This window comes from Pseudomonas sp. Marseille-P9899 (assembly GCF_903166565.1).
Taxonomy (GTDB): domain Bacteria; phylum Pseudomonadota; class Gammaproteobacteria; order Pseudomonadales; family Pseudomonadaceae; genus Aquipseudomonas; species Aquipseudomonas huaxiensis.
Window position 1 is genome coordinate 1,338,681 of record NZ_CAESCG010000001.1, and the last position, 21,200, is coordinate 1,359,880.

Sequence of the window (21,200 nt, forward strand, 5' to 3'; positions counted from 1 at the left end):
ATCAGTCGGAGGTGACCATGGCGAGCATCGTCGCCAGGTAGTGCTCGCCATAGGGGGGCAGCAGGCCCCACTCGCGGCGGGGGTCATGGGCCGGGGCCTTGAACACCGTGCGCAGGTGGCTGAATTCAAGGAAGCCCTCGCGGCCGTGGTAATGCCCCATGCCGGAGGCACCGACGCCACCGAACGGCGCGTCGTGCATCGCCGCGTGCATCATCACGTCGTTGAGGGTGACGCCACCGGACACCGTGTGTTCCAGCACCCGGCGCTGCTCGGCCGCGTCCTGGCCGAAGTAGTACAGGGCCAGCGGCCTTGGGCCGGCGTTGATCGCGTCGATGACCTGGCCGAGGTCGTCATAGCTGAGCAAGACCATGGCCGGGCCGAAGATCTCCTCGTTCATGATCTGTGCGTCGTGCGGCGGATCGATCACCAGGCGCAGCGGGCGGCGGCGGTCGCTGGCGTCCAGCGGCAGTGCTTCCGGCAAGGATTCGATGCGGGCGCCGCGCTGCCGGGCGTCGTCGATATAGCCTTCGACCCGCGACAGATGACGTTGATTGACCACCGCCACCACGTCCGGGTTGCCCTGGATGCTCGGATGCAGGCTGGCGTAGGCGCTGCGCAGCGCGCTGATCAACGAGGTTTGCAGGTGGCGCGGCACATAGACCAGATCGGGGTTGATGCAGATCTGCCCGCCATTGGTAGCCTTGGCCACGGCGATGCTCAAGGCGGCCTGGTCCAGGTCCGCAGTAGTCGAGATGATCACCGGCGATTTGCCGCCCAGTTCCAGGGTCACCGGCACCAGATTCTGTGCAGCATTGCGCATCACCGCACGGCCAACGGCGGTGCTGCCGGTGAACACCAGGTGATCGAAAGGCTGCGCGGTGAAGGCTTCGGCCAGTTCGGCGTCGCCGGTTACCACCGCCACTTCAAGCGGGTCGAGGCGCTCGGCGCAGAGCCGGGCCACCAGCGCGGCGGTGCGCGGGGTCACTTCGGAGGGCTTGAGGATCGCCCGGTTACCCGCCGCCAGAACCGACGCCAGCGGGCTGAACAAGGTGTACAGCGGCGCATTCCAGGTGCCGATGATGCCGACGCTGCCCTTGGGCTGGTACATGATCCAGGCCTTGGCGCCCAGCTGGTCGTAAGGCACGAACGGTGGGCGTTGCTCGTCCTGCATCCAGTGCGCGAGGTGATCGCGGGCGTGCTTGAGGGAGGCCAGTGCGCCGAGCACATCGTTCATCAGCGAGAAGCCGGCGGGACGGCCGCCGAAATCCGCGTCCATGGCTTCGGTCAGTTCGCCGTGGTGGGCCACCAGCAGGTCGATCACCCGCTGGATGCGGTCGCGGCGGGTCGCCGCGTCAACGGCGCCGGCGGCATTGAAGGCGCTTTTCTGCCGGGCCAGAAGGCCGGAAAGCGTGTCGACGGATGATGCGACTGAACTCATGCGTGTCCCCTTGCGAAGTGGCCTTCATGGCCTTGGCAGCGCCCGATGCGCCTGGGACCACGTTGCCCCGCCAGGCCCCGCCGCGCCTCGTCCGATCGGACGAGGATCGAGCAAAAGCGTTAGTCCGTTGAGACGATGTAGCGCGTTCGGCCGCGTCCAATACTGGCACTACGAAAACAACACCCATGAGGCCAGTCATGGCAACACAACACATCAGTTTCGACCCCCAGGCCTTCCGCGCGGCGCTCGGCACTTTCACCACCGGCGTGACCATCATCACCACCCAGGGCGAAGACGGTGCGCCGGTCGGCATCACCGCCAACAGCTTCAACTCGGTGTCGCTCAATCCGCCGCTGGTGCTCTGGAGCCTGTCCAAGCAGGCGCGCAGCCTGCCGGTGTTCAGCAGCGGCAAGCACTGGAACGTGCACGTGCTGTCTACCGAGCAGGAAAAACTCTCCGGCCGCTTCGCCACCCAGGGCGAGAACAAGTTCGCCGAGGTCGAGCTGGACCGGGGGATCAGCGAAGCGCCGCTGCTGCAGGACTGCACGGCGCGCTTCCAGTGCCGCACGGCGTTCCAGTACGAGGGCGGCGACCATGTGATCTTCGTCGGCGAGGTACTCGCCTTCGACCACAGCGACCGCGCGCCGCTGGCGTTCCAGAGCGGCCAGTACGCCCTGACCACACGCAAGCCGCGTAATGAACTGCGCCTGGCGACCACCCCGCCGCCGCCCGAGTGCAGCTACACCGAAGACCTGCTCGGTTACCTGCTTGGTCGCGGGCATTACCAGGTGCTCAACGTGCTGCGGCACATGCTCAGCAACCAGCAACTGGACGAGCAGGCGTTTTTCATCCTTGCCGTGCTGTGCATTCGCGACAACCTCGACCTCGCCGAGATCAACACCTTCGTCAGTTACACCGGGCATGTGGTGACCCTGGCCGGCATGCGCTTCCTCGAGCGTCAGCAACTGGTGGCGATCGAAGGCGATGACGACGACCTGCGTTTCGTCCTCACCGCCAAGGGCCGCGAGACATCGCTGCAGCAGGTTGCGCTGGCCAAGGTGGTGGAGCAGGAATTGACCGCCAAGCTCGGCATCGCCGATGCCCAGGCGCTGAAAGTGCTGCTCAAGCGCCTGATCGTGGTCAGCGACCCCGGCTTGCCCGACCTCTGGGCGCCGCGATGAGCGCGGCCGTGCCGGCCCTGTCGGCGTCGCCGGTGGGCTGGCGGGCCCATGGCTTGCTGGCGTTGCTGGCGGTGGTGTTCGCCGATAACTTCGTCGGCCGGCAGATCCTCGCGGTGATGATCGAACCGGTGAAGGCCGAGTTCGGCGTCGGCGACACCGCGATGGGACTGATTTCCGGGCTGGCCTTCGCCGTGGTCTACGCGGTCATGGGCCTGCCCGCCGGACGGCTGGTGGACCGCCTGCCGCGCACCCGCTTGCTGGCGGCGTCATGCCTGCTCTGGGCTTTGGCGACCATGGCCTGCGGGGTGGCTGGCAGTTTTCTGCTGTTGGCGCTGGCGCGGATGGCGGTGGCGGTCAGTGAATCACCGACCACCTCGGCCTCGCTGTCGCTGATTGCCGACCTCTATCCGCCGCAGAAGCGCTCGTTCGCCATCAGTTGCTTCACCGCGGCGCCGACGTTCTCCTCGATCATCGGCCTGAGCATCGGCGCCTGGGTGGTGGAGCACTACGGCTGGCGCGTAGCCTTTATCGCCCTGGGCGTGCCGGCGTTGCTGTTCGCTGCGGCGCTGGCCTTTATCGTCCGCGACCCACCCCGCGGCCGCTGGGACCTCACGCCCCACGCCCCCGGCGTGTCTCCCGGCCTGACCGCCGAAGCCCGTGGCCTGTGGGCCTTGCCGGCGTATCGGCAGTTGATCCTGGCGGGCGGCCTGACCACCCTCAGTTCCTATGCCATCGCCATGTGGAACACCAGTTTTCTGGTGCGCTCCCATGACCTCTCGCTGCAACACGCCGGAATACTGGCCGGGGTGATCTGCGGAACTGCCGCAGGCGTTGGCGGGCTGTTCAGCGGCTGGCTCAGCGACCGTCTCAGCCGGCGTGACGCGCACTGGCAATTCTCGATCCCGGTCATCGGCCATCTCACCGCCATGAGCGCCCTGGCCACGTACCTGCTGTGGCCCGACACCGTGCTGCTGCACCTGGGCAGCCTGCCGGTGCCGACGGCGATGCTCTGGTGTGCGCTGTACAGCTTTTTTGCCGTGTGGTGGGTGGCGCCGTCCTACAACCTCGTCACGCAACTGGTGCCGGCCAACCGCCGTGGTGCGGCAATGGCCTTGCAGACCATCGTCAGCACCCTGCTCGGGATCGGCATCGGCCCGCTGCTGGCCGGGTTGCTCAGTGATCTGCTGTTGCCGCTGGCCGGCGAGGATTCGCTGCGTTACGCCCTGTTGCTGGTGAGCCTGCCGGTGCTGGGTTCGGTGCTGTTGCTACTGCGTACCTCGCGGCAGGTGAATCGATAGCGCTGTCAGCGCTATCGATCCTTTCCCTCAACGGCGGTTGTTGAAAACGGCGGTGGCCTGACGGGCCGTGTCGGGTTCCAGCATCCTCGCGAACATGCGCGCTTCCTCATCGATACGCTCGCGCAGGGCGGGCGCATCGGCACTCTTCAACAGGCGTTTGGTTTCCATCAATGCTGCCAGCGGCTTGGTCGCCAGCGCGCGCGCCCGGGCCAGGGCGCTGTCGAGCACCTGCGCCGGTTCCAGCACCCGATTGACCAACCCGGCGCGCGAGGCCGCCTCGGCATCGAACGGCTCGCCGAACAACAATGCCTCGGCAGCCCGCTGATAACCGAACACGCGGGGCAGCAACAGGCTGGAGCCGGCTTCGGGACACAAACCGAGATTGACGAACGGCAGGCTGAAACGCGCGTTGCTGCCGGCATGTACCAGATCGCAGTGCAACAGCAGCGTGGTGCCGATGCCCACGGCGACGCCGCAGACTGCGGCCACCAGCGGTTTGGGGAAACTACTGACGGCGCGCAGGAATTCCCAGACCGGCGCATCAAGGCGGTCAGGCGGGTTGCTGATGAAATCGGCCAGGTCATTGCCGGCGCTGAACACCTGCTCGCTGCCTTGAAACAGCACCACGGCAATCGCCGGGTCGTATTGCGCCTGTTGCAGCAGCTCGGTCAGGCGCTGGTACATGGGCACGGTCAGGGCGTTTTTCTTGGCTTCGCGGTTGAAGGTGATGATGAGGACGCCGGAGTCCTCGCGGGTCAGGATATCGGTCATGACGCTCTCGCTGATTGACGGGGCCTAGCAATAGCCCGTCCCCGCCAGCCGCGAAACGTCCGGATTGAGTAGGCGTTAGTTATCAGCGTCGCTCATCCGAGAGCGGCGTCGGCTCGTCCGGCTCGGGCACAGGTGTGCCTTGCTCCGGATCATCCGGCACACGTTCGATATCGGTGGGTTCTTCCGAACGCTGGGGATCACCGTTGACGTTGGGATCGGTGACCGGGTCGGTGCCGCGTTGCGGGCTGTTCAGCGGGTCTTTCCAGAGCGGGTCGTCTTTGGGCGAGTGCATGGTGCCGTCCTCGGTTGGGGTGCCTGATCATTGGAAGGGGCAACAGAACCCGGAGTGCCGGGCAGCCGATCAACGGAGCAACGCTGTTAAAGTGGCAAGCCGCTACCGATGGAGATCACCATGCCTATCCGCCCTGCCCGCCCTCAAGACGCACACCTGCTGCCCGCCATCGAGCAATCGGCGGCCGAGGCGTTTCTCAGCGTTGAGCGGTTGGCGTGGGTCGCGACCCATCAAGTGCTGAGCGTCGAGGAGCACTTGGGGTTCATCAACAAAGGGCTGCTCTGGGTGGCGGTGGATGAGCAGGATCAGCCGCTGGGGTTTCTCTGTGCCAGCGTTCAGGACGGCGGCTTGCACCTCGATGAATTGTCCGTGGCGCGCAGCCATCAAGGGCAAGGCCTGGGGCGGGAGTTGATTGCCGTTGTCGAAGCGTGGGCCCGAGCGCAAGGCTTCACGGCATTGACCCTGACGACCTTCAAGGACGTGCCATGGAACGCACCTTTCTATGCCCGGCTGGGTTTCGTCGCGCTGGACGACGGACAGTTGCAGGGTTTTCTGCAGCAGCAAATAGCCCATGAGCACGCGCTTGGGCTGCCGGGACGTTGTGCGATGCGCAAAGCATTGCCCGTCCCGGCCTGAACATCACTGCTGTTCTTGCGCTTTCTCGGCTTCGGCCGCCGCCTGTTGCGCGGCGCGCAAGGCTTCGGTCGTTTGCTCCAGCAATTCCACCTGCTTGAGTAGCTGACGCCGTTCGCCGCCCACCAGCTCCAGTTGCTGGCCCTGGGACTGGAACTGGCGCTGCAGTTCTTCGCGCGCGCCCTGGGATTGCGCCAGGTTGGCGCTGAGGGTGCGGGTTTCCAGCGCGTGCTGCTCTTGCTGGTCCTTGAGATGCTGGCACTCGCGCTGGATGTGCCGCGCTTCCACCAGCAACCGCTCGTTGTCACGGTTGAGCCGGGTGGTTTCGTCCTGCTTGATGATCAGCGTCTGCTGCAACTGACGCAGCTCGGTCTGCAACTGCTGGACCTGCGCCTCATGGCGGCGCTGATCCTGCTCGCGCTGCTCACGGCTGGCGGTGCGGTAATGCTCCAGCGCATCACGGGCGTGCTGATGCTTGTCTTCGAGCGAAGCGATCTGCTCGTCCTTGTCGGCCAGGCGCACATTCAACTCACCGACCGCCTGACTCAGCGTGGCGTTACGGGTGTGTTCGCTCTGCAGACTGCTGCGGGCGGTGGCCAGCTCCGCGGATTCAGCGGCCAGCGCCGCGCCCTGGATCTGCAATTGCTGCTGCGCGGCGGCCAGCGCTTGCTGGCTTTCCTGCAACTGCCCTTTCAGCACAGCGTTTTCCACATCGAACGACTTTTGCGCCTCTTCGACACAGGCGTCGCTCTCTTCACGCAACTGCTCCGCCAACTGCTTTACCAGGCTCATCAGCGATGAGCTGAGGTCCGGCACGCTGGTGGTGGCGGGCGGCTTCTGGATTTCCAGCTCTTTGAGGTAGCGATGAATGGTGGTTTTCGAACCGGTATTGCCCAGTTCGATACGCACCGCATCGATGCTCGGATGCTCGCCCCGGGCCAGGATCGCCTGACGGGCCTTGTGCACGACTGCTTTGTTGATACCACCGCGGGCCATGTCTGTGTTCCTGCTATTTCATAATGTGGTACGTATCATGTGTTTACATACAAAAAAGATCAAATTAATTTTCGGAATTTGATGAAATTTAAGATGGAATAATTGCGACTTATCAAATCAGAGGCGATTTTCACCCGTCAGAAAGTGGCCAGACGCCTCCTTTAATCAAAAGTGAGAGCAGTTTCATCAGAAGTAGGCCGAGAAAGTGGCCAGGACGCCTGGTGCAAGGCGAGCATGCGGGGAAGTTGGCGGATTACCGGCTCAATGGTCATGACGCCGGCAGTACAAAGCCGCGAGCAATGCCCTTAAGGCATTGCTCGCGAAGCGGATAAAAATCTCGTATACCATATCCGCAACTTCCTTCAGACCGGCCATGCACCGTGAAACCACCTCGACTCAACGCACCGGACCTGGGCAATATCCCCACCACCTCGGAAATCATCACCCGGCATCTGCGCGATGCCATCGTCGCCGGGCAATTCGCCGAAGACGAACCCATCCGCCAGGACGACGTAGCCAGCCAGTTCAACGTCAGCAAGATTCCCGTACGCGAGGCACTCAAGCGTCTTGAGGCCGAGGGGCTGGTGATGTTCCAGCGCAATCGCGGGGCGATGGTCACGCGCATGTCGGAATCGGAACTGGCGCAGATGTTCGAAGTGCGCATGCTGCTGGAAGACAAGGCGCTGCGCCTTGCCATCCCGAACATGACCGAAGCCACTTTTCAGCAGGCCGAGGCGATCTGCCAGGAATTCATCGGCGAAAACGACGTGGGACGCTGGGCGGAACTCAACTGGGAACTGCACGCCTGCTTATATGAGCCTGCGCAACGGCCGTTTCTGGTGAATCTGATTCGTTCGGTCAACGACAAGCTGGAGCGTTACCTGCGCATGCAGATGAGCCTGTCTTCTGGCAAGGAACGCGCCGATCACGAGCACCGCGAGATTCTTCAGGCCTGCCGCGACGGTGATGTGGAGCGGGCGGTGGCGCTGCTCGATGAGCACATCGCCGGGGTGTGTAAAACACTGTTCGAGCATCTGCCCAGCGCCGGCAAGTAAGACCCCGCAGCCACCCTCCAGCACAAGTGTCACCGGTGTTCCCTCGAGGGGCATGAGTTCCCCGCCATGCTCCGATATGTAACACCGTCACCCAGCGCCTGACCGGATCCCCGAGTCAGCAATCAGCCTGTAAGGCTTATCCCACAACGACCTGCGAATGATTACCGCCGCCAGGCCAAAAACAGGCACGCGCGTTGCAATGTTTATATCGTATACGAAATTCCTAATCCGATATCCAGTGCAACCCAAACGAGGCCTCCATGAAAAAACAACCCCTCGCTTTAGCCCTCAGCGCAGTACTTGGCTCGAGCTTTAGGGCCACCGCCCAGGCAGACAAGCTGGACGACATCATCGGCTCCGGCAACCTGCGCTGCGCAGTGACCCTGGACTTCCCGCCGATGGGTTTCCGTGACGCCAGCAACGCCCCCGCAGGTTTCGATGTGGACTATTGCAATGACCTGGCAAAAGTCCTCGGGGTCGATGCCGAAATCGTCGAGACACCTTTCCCCGATCGCATCCCGGCGTTGATCTCCGGCCGCGCCGACGTGATCGTCGCCTCCACTTCCGACACCCTCGAACGAGCCAAGACCGTCGGCCTGACCATCCCCTACTTCGCCTTCCAGATGGTCGTACTGACCCGCGATAATACCGGCATCAATAGCTTCGACGACATCAAAGGCAAAGCCCTGGGCAACACCAGCGGTACCTTTGAAGCCCTCGCCCTGGAAAAAGACGTGAAGAGCTGGGGCACCGGCAGCTTCCGCGCCTATCAGTCGCAGAACGACACCATCCTCGCCGTCGCCCAGGGTCATATCGACGCCACCGTGGTGACCAATACCGTTGCCGCAGCCACCTTGAAATCTGGCAAGTACAAGAACCTCAAGGTCGCCGGCAACGCACCTTACGTGGTCGACTTCGTGTCACTGGGGGCCAAGCGCAACGAGTACGGCCTGCTCAACTACCTGAACCTGTTCGTCAATCAGCAGGTGCGCACCGGGCGCTATAAGGAGCTGTTCGTCAAATGGGTCGGCACTGATATTCCACCGACCGACCTGACCGTCCCGCACGTCTACTACTGAGGCGCCGGCCATGTCAGGTTCAGTCATCCAGTTGACCGGGCGCAGCCTGGTTGCAGGTGCGGCCCAAGGTGAACTGCTGTTCGCCGAGGTCGGCCTGAGTTTCTGGGGCGGCGTCGATTCGTTCACCGGTGAAGTGATCGACCGCCATCACCCGCTCAGCGGCCAGTTGCTGGCCGGGCGAGTGCTGGCGATCCCCAGTGGCCGTGGCTCGTGCACCGGCAGCAGCGTGCTGATGGAGTTGATCAGCAACGGGCATGCGCCGGCCGCCCTGGTGCTGGCTGAAGCCGATGAGATCCTGACCCTCGGCGTGTTCGTCGCCGAGGCTTTGTTCGAACGCTCCCTGCCGGTGCTGTGCATCGGCAAGGAAGCGTTCGCACGCTTGCAGGGCGGCGCCTTTGCAAGGGTCGAGAACGAGGTCCTGAACCTGTATGAACACGCGCCGGCCGGGCTCTGGAATGCGCGCCCCGCGACTGCCGAGCGCGCGCCCTCCAGCGTGCAACTGAGCCGTGATGATCTGGCCATGCTTGACGGCCAGTACGGCAAGGCCACCCAGGTGGCCATGCAACTGGTGGTGCGCATGGCGCAGTTGCAGGGTGCCACGCAGTTGCTGGACATCTGCCAGGCGCACATCGATGGCTGTATCTACACCGGCCCGGCCAGCCTGCATTTCGCTCAACAGTTGATGCGCTGGGGCGCGGCAGTACGCGTGCCGACCACCCTCAACGCGATTTCCGTCGACCAGCGGCGCTGGCTGCAACAAAGCATCGACCCCGCGCTGGGCATACCGGCCAGTACGCTGGGCGATATCTACATGGCCATGGGTGCGCAGGTGAGTTTCACCTGTGCGCCTTACCTGCTCGACAGCGCGCCAGCGCTGGGCGAGCACATCGGTTGGGCCGAGTCGAACGCGGTGGTGTACGCCAACAGCGTGCTCGGCGCGCGCACCTTGAAGTACCCCGATTACCTTGATATCTGCATTGCCCTGACCGGCCGTGCGCCGTTGATCGGCTGCCACCTGGACGCTCAGCGCAAGGCGCAATGGCAGGTCCGGGTGCCTGCGGCAAACAACCTCGACGATGCCTTCTACCCATTGCTCGGTTACCACATCGGCCTGATGGCCGGCGGCCGCATCCCGCTGTTGCTCGGACTGGAACACGCCGCGCCGAGCCGGGATGACCTCAAGGCATTCGGCGCGGCGTTTGCCACCACCTCCAGCGCGCCGCTGTTTCACATCGCCGGGGTCACCCCCGAAGCGCTTGACCCGGCCCAGGTGCTGGCAGCCGATACCTCGGCGACCGTTGAAACCGTGCGCCTGAGCGACCTGCTCGTGAGCTGGCGAGAGCTCAACAGCGCCTGCAGCGCCGAAGTCGATGTGGTGTCGCTGGGCAACCCGCACTTTTCCTTGAGCGAGTTCGCCCAACTGGCCCGGCTATGTCAGGGGCGGCACAAACACCCGGCGGTGGTCATCGCCGTCACCAGCGGGCGCGGGGTGCTGGAACAGGCGCGCCAGGCCGGCCACGTCGCGGTGCTGCAAGACTTCGGCGTGCAACTGGTGACCGACACCTGCTGGTGCATGCTCGGTGAACCGGTGATCCCGCCGCACGCCCGCACGCTGATGACCAACTCGGGCAAATACGCCCACTACGCACCGGGGCTGGTTGGCCGTTCGGTGCACTTCGCCAATCTCGCCGAATGTGTCGATGCCGCTTGCTCCGCCAGGGCCTGCGGTCGTCTGCCAGCCTGGCTGGAACCTGCCGTACCAGAGGAGACACTGCCCAATGTTTGACTACACCTTCCAGTGGCGCGCGGCGTTGCGGGCGCTGCCCGACATGCTCAACGGCGCCTGGGTGACGTTCGAGACCGCCGCGCTGTCGATGATTTTCGGCGTGTTGATCGCCCTGGCGCTGACGGTCATGCGCGAAGCACGCCACCCGTTGCTGCGTGGTTTCGGCAATGGCTGGGTATCGATCGCGCGCAACACGCCGTCGCTGTTCCAGATCTACATCCTGTATTTCGGTCTCGGCTCGATGGGCTTGCACGTCAGCTCGTGGGTGGCCCTGCTGGCCGGGATTACCTTCAACAATGCCGGCTACCTGGCGGAGAACTTTCGCGGTGGCCTCAAGGCCGTGCCTGCCACCCAGATACGTGCCGCCCGCTCGCTGGGCATGAGCGCCTTCCAGGCCTACCGGATGATTGTGGTGCCGCAACTGCTGCGGATCGTGTTCTACCCGTTGAGCAACCAGATGGTCTGGGCGGTGCTGATGACTTCGCTGGGTGTCGTCGTCGGCCTCAATAACGACCTCACCGGGGTGACCCAGGAATACAACGTCAAGACCTTCCGCACCTTCGAGTTCTTCGCCATCGCGGCGGTGCTGTATTACCTGATCGCCAAAGCGATCGTTGCGGTAGCCCGGCTCCTGGCCTGGCGGCTGTTCCGCTACTGAGGACCTGTTCATGCTCACTACCGGTTTTACCTGGAACGACCTGCTGTTCATGCTCGATGGCGCCTGGGTCACCCTGCAACTGACCTTCTGGGCGATCTTGCTGGGTTCTTTCGCAGGCCTGCTGTTCGGCCTGCTTCGGGCGTTGGCACCCAGGGCCAGCCTGCCGCTGGCATGGGTGCTCGACGTGTTTCGCAGCGTACCGTTGCTGATCCAGTTCGTGCTGTTCAATGCATTCAAGAGCATCGTCGGCCTGAACATCAGCGCGTTCACCGTCGGCTGCATCGTGCTTGCGGTCTACACCGCCGCGTACTTCACCGAAGTGGTGCGCAGCGGTGTCCTGTCGGTGCCGCCGTCGGTACGCCGGGCCAGCCGCTCGCTGGGCCTGAGCTTTTTTCAGGACCTGCGCTACATCGTCCTGCCGATGGCCACCCGCGTGGCCTTCCCTGGCTGGCTGAACCTGGTGCTTGGGGTCATGAAAGACACCGCCCTGGTGATGTGGATCGGCATCATCGAACTGCTGCGCGCATCGCAAACCATCGTTACCCGTATTCAGGAGCCGCTGCTGGTGCTGTGCATCGCCGGCCTCATCTACTACGTCATGAGCCTGGTGGTCGCACGCCTGGGCGCTCGTCTGGAAAGAAGGTGGCAAGAAAATGATTGAGATCGACAACGTACACAAATCCTTCGGCAACCTCGAAGTGGTCAAGGGCGTCAGCCTGACGGTGAACAAGGGCGAAGTGGTTTCGATCATTGGCGGCTCCGGCTCCGGAAAATCGACCCTGCTGATGTGCATCAACGGCCTTGAACCGATCCAGAAAGGCAGCATCCGCGTCGACGGCATCGAAGTGCACGACAAGGCCTGCGACCTCAACCGGCTACGGCAGAAGATCGGTATCGTGTTTCAGCAGTGGAACGCCTTCCCGCACCTGACGGTGCTTGAGAACGTCATGCTGGCACCGCGCAAGGTGCTCGGCAAAAGCAAGCAGGAGGCCGAAGAACTGGCCGTCAGACAACTGACCCACGTCGGCCTCGGTGAAAAGCTCAAGGTGTTCCCCGGCAAGCTTTCCGGCGGCCAGCAACAACGCATGGCGATTGCCCGCGCCTTGGCCATGTCGCCGGACTACATGCTGTTCGACGAAGCCACCTCGGCCCTTGACCCGCAACTGGTCGGCGAAGTGCTGGACACCATGCGCATGCTGGCCGAAGACGGCATGACCATGGTTCTGGTGACGCATGAAATCCGCTTCGCTCGGGATGTGTCCGACCGTGTGGCGTTCTTCCGCAACGGCCTGGTACACGAGATCGGCTCGCCTGACCAGGTCATCGGCAACCCGCTCAAGCCAGAAACCGCCGAGTTCCTCAAGTCGGTCAAGTAACCCTCAGCCCCGGAGGCAATCATGAGCAAGCGCGTAAACTGGAGCGGCGTGTTTCCCGCGGTCACGACCCAATTCAATGACGACTTCTCGATCAACTACGAGAAGACCCATCAGGTCATCTCCAACGTCATCCGTGACGGTGTTTCGGGGCTGGTGGTATGTGGCTCGGTTGGCGAAAACACCTCGCTGACCACCGAAGAAAAAATCGCCGTCACCGAAGTCGCCGTGGATGCCTCGGGTGGTCGGGTGCCGGTGATCTGCGGGGTCGCCGAATTCACCAGCATTGCCGCCGCGAAAACCGCCAATGCGGTGCGCCAGGTCGGCGTTGATGGCGTGATGCTGATGCCGGCGCTGGTCTATGGCTCCAAGCCGCACGAAACCGCCGAACACTACCGCTACGTTGCCAGGCACGCTGACGTGCCGCTGATGGTCTACAACAACCCGCCGATCTACAAGAATGACGTCACCGCCGAGATCCTGATTTCGCTGGCCGACTGCGACAACGTGGTGTGTTTCAAGGATTCCTCAGGCGACACCCGCCGCTTCATCGACGTACGCAACGAAGTGGGTGACCGCTTCGTGCTGTTTGCCGGGCTCGACGACGTCGTCCAGGAGAGCATCGCCGTTGGCGCCGAAGGCTGGGTCTCAGGCATGTCCAACGTGTTCCCCAGAGAAGGCGAAACCATCTTCCGCCTGGCCAGGGCCGGACGCTTTGCCGAGGCCATGACGATCTACCAGTGGCTGATGCCGATCCTGCACCTGGATGCCCGTGCCGATCTGGTGCAGTGCATCAAGCTGTGTGAAGAGATCGTCGGGCGTGGCAGTGCCCTGACCCGTCCGCCGCGCCTGCCGTTGCTCAAGGAAGAACATGATTATGTCCAGGCGATCATGCGCAAATGCCTGGACAACCGCCCTGCTCTACCGGATGTCGGTCTCTGAGTGATTGCCCGGGCCGCTTCCTTCGAGGCGGCCCGGAGTTGGCTAGGCCAGGTTCATGTGGTTATAAAGATGAAGTACATGTGCCTCTGCTCCCGAGAATTCTGTTCGTTATTCAGGTGACACCACACTAGACTCGGCGCCTCCCTGGAACCGCTGATACCCCCTGAAATGCCCGATTTGATCCTCCTTGAAGACGAGCCGATAATGGCCGAAGAACTCCACGAGTTCCTCGCCGACTGCGGCTACGACGTGACCCTGGTCCACGACCTGGCCGGCTTCGCCCGGGCGTTCGAGCCGGAGCGTCACCGCCTGGCGGTGCTTGATCTGAATTTGCCGGATGGCGACGGCCTGGAGCTGATCCAGGCCCTGCGCGAGCAAGGCAATCCGCTGGGCATCGTCGCCTTCACCGCCCGCAGTACCACCGTGCAGAAGGTCGAAGGGTTTCGCCTGGGGGCCGACCATTACCTCGCCAAGGGCTGCGACCTGGAAGAACTCGCCGCCGTGCTCCAGGCCCTGGCCCGCCGCCTGGACCTGCCACCCCGACCTGCCGCCTGGCACCTGGACAGCCGCGCGCGGGAACTGCGGGCGCCCAACTGCGCGGTCACGCGCCTGTCGCACCAGGACAGCCTGGTGCTGCAGCGTTTGATGGCGAGCGCCGGCGCCGATGTCTGCCGGCGCCAGATTGTCGAGGCACTGGGCGAGGATTGGTTCAGCTATGATCAGCGGCGCCTGGATACCCAGATCCGTCGCCTGCGCCGCAATGTGCAGGAAGCGACCGGCCTGGAACTGCCGCTGAAAACCTTGCGCAACAACGGCTATTGCTTCCACGCGGTGGCCCGGATCAACGACTGAGCCCGGCGCTGCAAGCAAGACCGCACCCCCTTCCCTGCTGATGGCTGTCCCATGTGTCGATCGCTGCCCTGGCTGCTCTGCCTGCTCCTGTTTGCCTTGCATGCCCCGGCGGCTACGCTGCTGCCCGCCGACGCACGCCTGGTGGTCGAACGCCTGGATGATCCGGGTGCGAAACTGGATGCCAGCGCCGCGCTGACATCGAACGCCTGGCGAGCACTGCCCGGCTCCCTGAGCGCTGGCTTCGTGCCCGGTGCGGTCTGGTTACGCGTGCAGGTGCAAACCGGCCCGAACGCGCCACGCCAGTGGATGCTGATGCTGAGCAACGCCCTGCTCGATGAGACCACCCTGTTCGATGTCCGCGACATGTCCCACCCGATCCGCAGCGGCGAAGCCATCGGCCGCCAGCACTGGGCCCTGGACTATCGCTCGCCGGTGTTTGCCCTGGACCTGAACCCCGGGCAACCGCAGGTCCTGTTGTTGCGCCTGGAAAGCAAGAACGCGATGTCGGTCAGCCTGCGCCTTGTCTCCGGCGAGCGGTTCGCCCGCGATCTGTCCATGGAATACCTGGGCTACGGCCTGTACTTCGGCATCTGCCTGGTGCTGATCCTGTTCCATACCGCGTTCTGGCGCATGACCCACGCCCCGGAGAGCGGCTGGTACCTGGCCTATGTCAGCATTGCCGTGCTGATCGAACTGCTGAGCCTGGGCCTGCCCCAGCAGTTGCTCGCTCTGCCGATGGCGTTCAGCGACACCCTGCTGGGATGCGCCCTCGGCCTGAGTCTGCCGATCGGGGTGATCTTCACCCTGCGCCAATTGCAGGCGCCCGGTTTTGTGCGACTGCAACGCGGCCTGATCGCCGCCAGCCTGATCATCGGCACGGCCTCGGCGCTGGCGGTGCTTGCCGGGCATTACCAGATCGGCGCGCCCCTGCACCAGGTCACCGTGCTGGCCAGTATTGTGTTGTTTATCGGTCTGGCGCTCTGGCTGATGTACAAAGGTCATCGCCCGGCGCGCTACTTCCTGCTGCTGTTCGGCATCTATTACCTGGGGATCGGCATCAGTTTCCTGCGTAACCTCGGCCAACTGCCGGCGAGTTTTTTCACCGACAACGCCGTGGCCCTCGGCGCGCTCCTGCATATGCTGCTGATGAGCCTGCGGATCATCAGCCACTACCGCTGGCTGAAAGCGCAAACCCGCCATGCCGAAGAGGCGGTCAATGCCCTGATCCGCAGCCAGAACGCCAGGCTGGAAAAGGAAATCGACAGCCGCACCCGCGAGCTGCGTCAGGCACTGCAGCAGGAACAGCAGATGCGCGAAGAACAGCGTGACTTCGTGGCCATGGTCTCCCACGAATTCCGCACGCCGCTGGCGATCATCGGCACCTCGGCCCAACAGATGCTGCGTAACCTGGCGGCGGCACCCGAGCGCAACGAGCAGCGTTGCCGCAATATCCACCAGGCGTCCAGGCGCCTGCTGTCACTGGTGGATGATTATCTTGAGCATGACCGCGTCGCGGAACAGGCCAGCGAACCACGCTGTGCCAGGCATGACCTGAACGGGTTGCTTGAGGGTTGCCTTGAAGACTTCCCGCCCGGCCGCGTCGAACTCGACCTGCGCAGCGCGCGCGCGTTGCTGGAATGCGACTTCGGCCTGCTGCGCGTGGCCTTGCGCAATCTGCTGGCCAACGCCGACCGCCATGCACCGACCGACGCGAGCATCCTACTTGAGGTCGAGGACAGCGCCAGCGGCGTGCGTATCCGCGTCACCAACGACGGCGCGGAGATTCCCGCCGAGCAGGCGCCTCTGCTCTTCAACAAGTACGTTCGCGGCACCCAGGCCCAGCATACGTCCGGAACCGGGCTGGGCCTGTACCTGGTCAAGCGTATTGCCGAGTTGCATGGCGGCAGCCTGGTACTGGAAAGCCGGGGGCAGCGGCATCCGATCTGTTTCTGCCTGGAACTGCCGCAACCGGCCCTCAGTGCGCTGTGAAAAATTCCTCGACGTCGAGGCTGTCGGGAGTCAGCGCGCGCCGCGGATAGCCCGCCGGGCCCAGACTATTTGGCGACATCGCCGCGGCCAGACTGGCGGTCGCCTTGAACGCCACGCCGGCGGGATAGGCAGGCCAGTCGCGCATCAGCAGGGGCGCCATGCCGAACACCTGCACGCCCTGCTCGCGCCGGACAAGACGAAACGAGGCATAACCGAACGCGCCGACAATGCCCGCGTCCGCCGCCGGGTGCAGTCGCGGGTCTTCGACCTGGTCGATGTTGGCACTGGCGGAAAGCCCATAGCCAGCCATCTCGAACCCGGTGATCAACGAGGCATCGGGGTGCACCCCGTCCAGGCCGAAGGACGCCCACCCCGGCAAGGTGAAGAGATGCCCCAGCGCCCCCGACGCATCGAACACCTCCAGTTGCCCGCCAACCCGCCGTACCGAGTAAGCCCGGGGATGGCTCAAGTCGGTATCGCGGTCATTATCCAGCCACCACTGGCGGTCCATGTCGAGGATCGGTGCGGCCCCCAATGGGTAACCCGCTCGGGCGAACAAGGGCGCCAACCCGCCAATGCCTTCGGGCGTGAGGTATTCCCACGCCACTGCCGGCAAGCGGAACAACGGCACACCCTGCGCCAGCGCAACGCCCGCGCCGAGCAACAGCGCGCCGTCAAGCAGGCTATCGCTGAAATCGACACCCTGGATCTGCGCGCCCGCCAGTGAAAGCGCGCGGGCAGATCCATCGGCGCGAATGGTACAACCGGCAAACCGTGCATCCACCAGCACGCTGTCGCTCAGGTCGGCGGCGGAAAAATCCGCCTCGGTAAAGTTGGCATTGCTGCCCAGGATGTTTTTCAGCGAGCACTTGCGCAGGCTTGCCCGCTGCGCGAAAACATTCCTCAGGTCGGCGCCGTCCAGCACCGCGCCCTCCAGCCAGCAGCTTTCCAGGCGAGCATCAGTCAGCAGCGCCCCGGTGAGTTGCAGGCGGCTCAGGTCGGCGTGGCTGAAATCGCCGCCGCTGAAGTTGGCGTGGGCGCAGTCGAGGCGGGCGGATGGGCTGCCGAGAATCGCGCCCCGGGCTTGGCAAAAGCTCAGGTCGATCCCCCGGGCGCTGCGTGGCGCACCCCAGCCAGGCCCGCCAAGGGTCGCGCCGGACAGGTTGGCGTGATCCAGCAATGCACCGTCGAAAAACACGCCGTTGAGCCGGGTGTCGCGCAGATCGGCCTCGCCCAACAGGCAGTTGGACAGGTCCGCGTCCTGCAGGCTGGCACCGGTAAATCGCGCGCCGGTGAAGTCCACACCCACCGCGCTTAAGCCATCCAGCACCACATCGGTCAGGTCCACGCCACGGCCCTGTCCGCTTGCCACCAACGCCGCCAACGACGGCGTGACGATCACCGGCTCGAAACCCGACACGGCGCTCTTGCCAGAGTTGGTCGTGAGGATCGCCTGTGCCGTTTGCGGGTAGAACACCACCGGCTTCCAGGCATCCCCGACCTGCACTTCCCACCCCTGCCCCAAGGGCTCGCCTGCCAGACGCAGGGTTGCGGCGTCCGCCACCTCACTGTTCAGGGTCAGACAACCCGCCACGGGCGCGAAACCTATCCAGCGATCGTCGAGACGCAAGCGAAAACTGCCGTCGGCCAAGCGATAAACACTGGCAAGCCCGGGCTGCGCAATGTCGTCGCGCGCGACCATTGCCGGGAGCCAGCGATACTCCTGCTCGCCATCCTGAAGCACAAGAGTGGCCAGGCACGTTGCCCCCGCATGGAAGGTGAACTTGCCCATGAACTCGCCCAACGTTCCGGTCCTCACAGCTGCACCTTGGCTTTGATCGAGACACAGGTCTGCTGGATGCTGGCTTTCGCCGCCTCGAAGACGAAATGGAACATCTGCATCATCGGCAGCGCGCCATGGGTCGCCCCGGCGCATTCGAGACTCTGCTCGCCATGGAGACTGAGTGGATAGCGCGCTACCAACACGAACCTCCAGCGTTGCCGTGCGCTCGACATGCCGCCGATCGAAATGCAGATGCTTCATTGCCATCTCCTTGATAAAGGGGGGCAGTGCCCCGTGCGGCGGCCAAAATAGGCGGCGAGATGGCTTTTTGTCAGCATTGGGTTTCTGAGCGAATCTGAGCGCTCTCCGGCAATGGCAATTGCGGGAGGCGCTATAAGAATGGCGTTGTTGTGCGACGGCTAGCCGCCGCTCAAATCCGCAACTGCCCCAGCAGACCCGGCAGGCACTGGCCGATGGTGCACAGTGCATACACGGTCTGGACGCGATGCGCTGCGACGTATCAGAAATCGATCGTCGCCGACAATTGCAGGGTGCGCGGATAGCCCGGCGAGATCGCGCCATAGGACGCTACGCCCGACCAGTATTCCCGGTCGAAGACGTTCTGCACGGTGGCGCGGAAGGTGGTGGGTCGGCCTTCGATGCGGGTGGCATAGCGGGCGCCGAGGTCGACGCGAGTCCAGGCGTCCAGTTCCTGGGTGTTGGCCTGGTTAATGTACTGGCTGCCGGTATAGATCGCGCCACCCGTCAGGGTGAAACCTTCGATTGCCGGGGTATCCCATTCGGCCCAGACGTTGGCTTGCACATCGGGCACACCTACCGGGTCGTTGCCACGGTTGCTGGCCGTGGCCGAGTCAGTCAGTTCGCCATCAAGCAACGTGACGCCGCCAAGCAGGCGCGTACCCGGTGCGACTTCGCCGAACAGGCTCAGCTCGACACCACGGTTGCGCTGTTCGGCCTGCACCGAGAACGCATTGCCCGCTCCCAGCTCGCCGCTGGGCTTCTCGATCTGGAACACCGACAGGCTGGCCATGAAGCTGTCCTTCTCGACTTTCACGCCCAGTTCCTGCTGCTTGGACTCATAGGGCGCGAACGCCTGCCCGGCGTTGGCCGCAGTGGCGGGCGCGACATCGCCCTTGCTCAGGCCTTCGACGTAGTTGTAGTAGAACGAAACGTTTTCCCAGGGTTTGACGACCAGGCCCACCACAGGGGTCGTCGCGCTGTCGTCGTAACGGGAAGTCACCGCGCCGGTGGCGGCGTAGTTGCGTGACTCGATGGCTTGCCGGCGCACACCCAGGGTCAGTTGCACGCGGTCGTCGAGAACAGACAGGGTATCGGTGACGGCAACGCCGGACAGCTCCGACTCGGAAATCCGCAACACCTTCGGCGCGGCGATGTATTGCTTGGGCACATCCACTGGGTGGTAGATGTTCGAGACGATTTCCGTGCCGTTGTTGATGCCTCGGCGCAGTTCATCCTGATACCGGGTGGCCATGACGGTGGTGGTATGGCTGACCGGGCCCGTTTCGAACAAGGCGCGCATCCCGATATCGACGGTCGAGCGATCGACGTTGAATTTGTAGTAGCCCGGCGTATTGCTGATAGTGCCGTCCTCGCTGAGGATCCTTGGCACCTGATCGGACATGCGTTTGACATCGGCCCGGCCGCCGCCCGCGTGGGCGAACACGGTCACCGCATCGCTCAGGTCATACTCCGCGCCGACCAGCGCAGACTGCTCCCGGGTGTTGGACCAGCCCCAGTCCTGTGGCAGGTTGGTGCGGCCATTCGGCGCCGACGGCACTTTGACCCCGGCCGCCACCGTGAACGGCCGCGACGAGGCGTCCCACTTCTCTTTCTGGCTGAGGAAGTCCAGGTTCAAACGCAGCCGTTCGCCTTGATAGTCCAGGGCGATGGCGCCGATATCCAGTGCGCGCTGCTGGTCGTCAATGGCGGTGTCACCCTGGGCCATGCTGCCGTTGAAGCGCACGCCCCACTGTTTCTCGTCACCGAAGCGCCGGCTGACATCGATATGGCCGCCCAGTTGGGTGTTGGCAGCGTAGCTGGCAGTGAAGCGCGTCAGGTCCTCGGCCAGCGCCCGTTTCGGCACGATATTGATCACGCCGCCGACGCCGCTGTTGGGAGAAATGCCATACATCAGCGCCCCCGGGCCCTTGAGCACCTCGATGCGTTCGGCGTACTCGGTGAACACCCGGTAGTTGGGCGCTACACCATAGACGCCGTCGAAGGCCAGTTCGCCCAGGTTGCCCTCGCCCACCGGGAAGCCGCGAATGAAGAACGAGTCGACAATGCCGCCCGCCTGGCCGGTGGAGCGAACCGAGGGATCACGCTCCAACGCATCGGCGACTGTCACGGTCTGCAGGTCGGCGAGGGTCTTGGCGGTGTAGCTGGTGACGTTGAACGGCGTGTCCATCACATCCTTGTTGCCCAGCATCCCGACCCGGCCGCCGCGGGCCACCTGATCACCGGCGAAGGCTTCGGGCAAGCCGCCGAGACGAAGGCTCGACGCATCGACGCTGGTTGCGGCGAGTGTGAGTCCACCGTCGCCGGCCGCAGGCTGCTTGATCAGCATGAAGCTGCCATCGCCGAGTTCCACCAGCTCCAGGCCGCTGCCCGCTAGCAGTTGGGCAATGCCTTCGCCAGCCGAGTAGCTGCCCGTGAGGCCTGGGCTGTGCAGCCCTTCCGTCAGCGCGGGCTCGAACGACAAGGCCATCCCCGATTTCACCGCGAAGCTGGACAGCACCCGGCCCAGTGGTCCGGCCGGAATGTCGTAGGCCTTGCTGGCCACGCTGTCCGGTTGCAGGGACGTTGCCGCCCAGGCGCTGGTGCTTGCCGTGGCCAGGGCAACACTCAGCAGGGCGGTACGGACGGCCATCGTTAACGTGCATTCGGCGCGGAGGCGACTTGCAACAGGCATGACAAGAAGATCCTTTTGACTGGGAAAGAGGTGGTTTCACTTCCTCTGCCAGTCGAGGCGGAAAAAAGTATCAGGCCGTAGCAAAAAAATTTGGAGCCCTTCGCTCAGCCGCCTGTAGGAG

General features: G+C 63.9%; 19 protein-coding genes. 12 read left to right on the forward strand and 7 right to left on the reverse strand.

Translation table 11 applies throughout. From position 1 onward, the window contains the following. Position 1 precedes the first annotated feature (1 nt). The gene (locus HWV67_RS05960) at positions 2-1,438 is read right to left on the reverse strand and encodes a coniferyl aldehyde dehydrogenase (protein WP_175650352.1); all 1,437 of its coding nucleotides are present in this window, start codon (positions 1,436-1,438) and stop codon (positions 2-4) included. 197 nt (positions 1,439-1,635) lie between these two features. On the opposite strand from HWV67_RS05960, the gene HWV67_RS05965 reads away from it, so the two are divergent. After that, complete coding sequence (locus HWV67_RS05965; RefSeq protein WP_175650353.1) at positions 1,636-2,619, forward strand: flavin reductase family protein; 984 nt, start codon at positions 1,636-1,638, stop codon at positions 2,617-2,619. Beyond that, complete coding sequence (locus HWV67_RS05970) at positions 2,616-3,917, forward strand: spinster family MFS transporter (protein WP_175650354.1); 1,302 nt, start codon at positions 2,616-2,618, stop codon at positions 3,915-3,917. Before HWV67_RS05965 ends, HWV67_RS05970 begins: the two co-directional genes overlap by 4 nt. Positions 3,918-3,944: 27 nt before the next feature. Here HWV67_RS05970 and HWV67_RS05975 read toward each other — a convergent pair whose 3' ends face one another. Next, positions 3,945-4,688 carry an enoyl-CoA hydratase gene (locus HWV67_RS05975; protein ID WP_175650355.1) on the reverse strand — a complete coding sequence of 248 codons (744 nt, stop codon included), beginning with the start codon at positions 4,686-4,688 and terminating at the stop codon, positions 3,945-3,947. Between the two features lie 82 nt (positions 4,689-4,770). Beyond that, positions 4,771-4,980, reverse strand: a complete 210-nt coding sequence (locus HWV67_RS05980) for a hypothetical protein (RefSeq protein WP_175650356.1) — start codon at positions 4,978-4,980, stop codon at positions 4,771-4,773. 120 nt (positions 4,981-5,100) lie between these two features. On the opposite strand from HWV67_RS05980, the gene HWV67_RS05985 reads away from it, so the two are divergent. Continuing rightward, positions 5,101-5,616 carry a GNAT family N-acetyltransferase gene (locus HWV67_RS05985; protein WP_175650357.1) on the forward strand — a complete coding sequence of 172 codons (516 nt, stop codon included), beginning with the start codon at positions 5,101-5,103 and terminating at the stop codon, positions 5,614-5,616. A gap of 3 nt (positions 5,617-5,619) precedes the next feature. Here the strand turns inward: HWV67_RS05985 and HWV67_RS05990 are convergent, their stop codons facing one another. After that, positions 5,620-6,609, reverse strand: a complete 990-nt coding sequence (locus HWV67_RS05990; protein ID WP_175650358.1) for a DNA-binding protein — start codon at positions 6,607-6,609, stop codon at positions 5,620-5,622. 380 nt (positions 6,610-6,989) lie between these two features. Between HWV67_RS05990 and HWV67_RS05995 the strand changes: the two genes are divergently transcribed. The 9 genes from HWV67_RS05995 to HWV67_RS06035 all read left to right on the forward strand — a co-directional run bounded on the left by HWV67_RS05995 (position 6,990) and on the right by HWV67_RS06035 (position 16,343). After that, positions 6,990-7,664: a GntR family transcriptional regulator gene (locus tag HWV67_RS05995; RefSeq protein WP_175650359.1), complete on the forward strand. Its 675-nt coding sequence runs from the start codon at positions 6,990-6,992 to the stop codon at positions 7,662-7,664. A gap of 260 nt (positions 7,665-7,924) precedes the next feature. Continuing rightward, complete coding sequence (locus HWV67_RS06000; protein ID WP_175650360.1) at positions 7,925-8,743, forward strand: ABC transporter substrate-binding protein; 819 nt, start codon at positions 7,925-7,927, stop codon at positions 8,741-8,743. 10 nt (positions 8,744-8,753) lie between these two features. Further along, positions 8,754-10,529 carry a cis-3-hydroxy-L-proline dehydratase gene (lhpI, locus tag HWV67_RS06005; protein ID WP_175650361.1) on the forward strand — a complete coding sequence of 592 codons (1,776 nt, stop codon included), beginning with the start codon at positions 8,754-8,756 and terminating at the stop codon, positions 10,527-10,529. Beyond that, on the forward strand, positions 10,522-11,187 hold the full coding sequence (locus HWV67_RS06010) for an amino acid ABC transporter permease (RefSeq protein ID WP_110971629.1): 666 nt from the start codon (positions 10,522-10,524) through the stop codon (positions 11,185-11,187). Before lhpI ends, HWV67_RS06010 begins: the two co-directional genes overlap by 8 nt. Before the next feature lie 10 nt (positions 11,188-11,197). Then, positions 11,198-11,848, forward strand: a complete 651-nt coding sequence (locus HWV67_RS06015; protein ID WP_175650362.1) for an amino acid ABC transporter permease — start codon at positions 11,198-11,200, stop codon at positions 11,846-11,848. Next, the gene (locus HWV67_RS06020) at positions 11,841-12,563 is read left to right on the forward strand and encodes an amino acid ABC transporter ATP-binding protein (RefSeq protein WP_175650363.1); all 723 of its coding nucleotides are present in this window, start codon (positions 11,841-11,843) and stop codon (positions 12,561-12,563) included. The genes HWV67_RS06015 and HWV67_RS06020 overlap by 8 nt, the downstream gene beginning before the upstream one ends. A 21-nt stretch (positions 12,564-12,584) precedes the next feature. Continuing rightward, positions 12,585-13,502 (forward strand): dihydrodipicolinate synthase family protein, encoded by a 918-nt coding sequence (locus HWV67_RS06025; RefSeq protein ID WP_175650364.1) that lies wholly within the window; start codon positions 12,585-12,587, stop codon positions 13,500-13,502. 168 nt (positions 13,503-13,670) lie between these two features. Further along, on the forward strand, positions 13,671-14,354 hold the full coding sequence (locus tag HWV67_RS06030) for a response regulator transcription factor (RefSeq protein ID WP_175650365.1): 684 nt from the start codon (positions 13,671-13,673) through the stop codon (positions 14,352-14,354). Positions 14,355-14,405: 51 nt separating this feature from the next. Continuing rightward, the gene (locus HWV67_RS06035) at positions 14,406-16,343 is read left to right on the forward strand and encodes a sensor histidine kinase (RefSeq protein WP_175650366.1); all 1,938 of its coding nucleotides are present in this window, start codon (positions 14,406-14,408) and stop codon (positions 16,341-16,343) included. Here the strand turns inward: HWV67_RS06035 and HWV67_RS06040 are convergent. From HWV67_RS06040 to HWV67_RS06050, 3 genes are all read right to left on the reverse strand, one after another. After that, positions 16,330-18,162 (reverse strand): pentapeptide repeat-containing protein, encoded by a 1,833-nt coding sequence (locus HWV67_RS06040; protein WP_175650367.1) that lies wholly within the window; start codon positions 18,160-18,162, stop codon positions 16,330-16,332. The genes HWV67_RS06035 and HWV67_RS06040 overlap by 14 nt on opposite strands. Continuing rightward, positions 18,159-18,359, reverse strand: a complete 201-nt coding sequence (locus HWV67_RS06045) for a hypothetical protein (protein WP_175650368.1) — start codon at positions 18,357-18,359, stop codon at positions 18,159-18,161. Before HWV67_RS06045 ends, HWV67_RS06040 begins: the two co-directional genes overlap by 4 nt. A 287-nt stretch (positions 18,360-18,646) precedes the next feature. Continuing rightward, positions 18,647-21,079, reverse strand: coding sequence for a TonB-dependent receptor (locus tag HWV67_RS06050; RefSeq protein WP_175650369.1), 2,433 nt, complete (start codon positions 21,077-21,079; stop codon positions 18,647-18,649). Positions 21,080-21,200 lie beyond the last annotated feature (121 nt).